The 1,422-nt window shown below is 70.7% G+C and carries 1 protein-coding gene; it reads left to right on the top strand.

Annotated features, from left to right (window positions below; translation table 11 throughout):
• The first annotated feature begins 150 nt into the window (after window positions 1–150).
• Window positions 151–1,395, top strand: coding sequence for an IS701 family transposase (locus ACFPZN_RS55985; protein ID WP_378293571.1), 1,245 nt, complete (start codon window positions 151–153; stop codon window positions 1,393–1,395).
• Window positions 1,396–1,422: the final 27 nt, after the last annotated feature.

Genomic DNA, 1,422 nt, shown 5'->3' on the forward strand with positions numbered 1-1,422 from the left:
TGTAGATCGCGATCTTGCTGGTTAAGGGCGTTTGGAAGCAGGACGGCCACCGCGTGATCATCGTTGTTTGTGAGGACAAACGAAAACCGGGCGGTGGCCGCTGGCCACAGCGTAGACCCTGGCCGCTGGCAGAGCATGTTCGATGACCTGATGGGCCATCTGGCCTGCCGATTCACCCGGGTGGAGCCACGACGCACGGCCCGGGCGATGCTGCTGGGGCTGCTGGCCGAGCTGCCGCGCAAGAACTGCTGGACGCTGGCTGAGCACGCCGGTCACGCCACCCCGGACGCGATGCAGCATCTGCTGTCGCGGGCGAGTTGGGATGCCGACGCCGTACGCGATGATCTGCGCCGGTACGTGACCGCCCGCCTCGCCGGCGCCGGGGCGGTGCTGGTGGTGGACGAGACCGGCGACCTGAAGAAGGGCACCCGCACGGCCGGGGTGCAACGCCAGTACACCGGCACCGCCGGCCGCATCGAGAACAGCCAGGTCGCGGTGTTCCTGGCCTACGCGGCCGACGCCGGGCACGCCTTCATCGACCGGGAGCTGTATCTGCCCCACGTCTGGGCCGGCGACGACCAGCGACGCCATGACGCCCGAGTGCCCGCCGACCGAGCCTTCGCCACCAAGGGCGAGCTGGCCCGCCGCATGATCGCCCGCGCGCTGGACGCCGGAACGCAGGCCGAGTGGGTGGCCGCCGACGAGGTCTACGGCCAGTACCCTGCCCTGCGCCGTGAGCTGGAGGAACGCGGCGTGGGATATGTGCTGGCGGTGGCGGCCTCCCACCGGGTCGCCCTGCCCATCGGCGCCCGCCGTGCCGACCAGGTGGCCGCCGCCCTTCCCCAGCGGGCCTGGCAGCGGCTGTCGGCCGGGGCAGGCGCCAAGGGCCATCGTCTTTATGACTGGGCGCTGGTCGACACCGACCGGCGGACCGACCGGCCGGGATGCCGGTGGCTGCTGATCCGGCGCAACCGCCGCACACGGGAACTGGCGTTCTACCGCTGCTACGCGCCCGGCCCGGTGCCGGTCGCGGCGCTGGTGAAGGTTGCCGGACGGCGCTGGACCATCGAGGAGGCGTTCCAGGCCGGCAAGGGCCTGTGCGGTCTGGACCAGCACCAGGTCCGCACCTGGAGATCCTGGTACCGGTGGACCACCCTCGCCATGCTCGCGCACGCCTTCCTGGCCGCCGTGACCACAGCCGAACGCGCCCGCCTCGGCGACCAACCCGACCTGGCCCCGATCACTTTGGCCGAGGTTCAGCGGCTACTGACCCGCATGACCTCACGCACGGCCCCTGATCCCGCGCACTGCCTGCACTGGTCGCACTGGCGGCGACGCCACCAAGCCCGCGCCCGCACCTGCCACTACCAGCGACAATCCACCCGGAAACGATAAAGATCACCTTCTACGGCTGGAGTACTA

This window comes from Actinomadura rugatobispora, from assembly GCF_042656285.1.
GTDB classification, from domain to species: domain Bacteria; phylum Actinomycetota; class Actinomycetes; order Streptosporangiales; family Streptosporangiaceae; genus Spirillospora; species Spirillospora rugatobispora.

What these genes read in the sequence shown, in the direction of transcription:
- ACFPZN_RS55985 (WP_378293571.1), top strand. Translation starts at nt 151, where the DNA reads ATGGGCCATCTGGCCTGCCGATTCACCCGGGTGGAGCCACGACGCACG.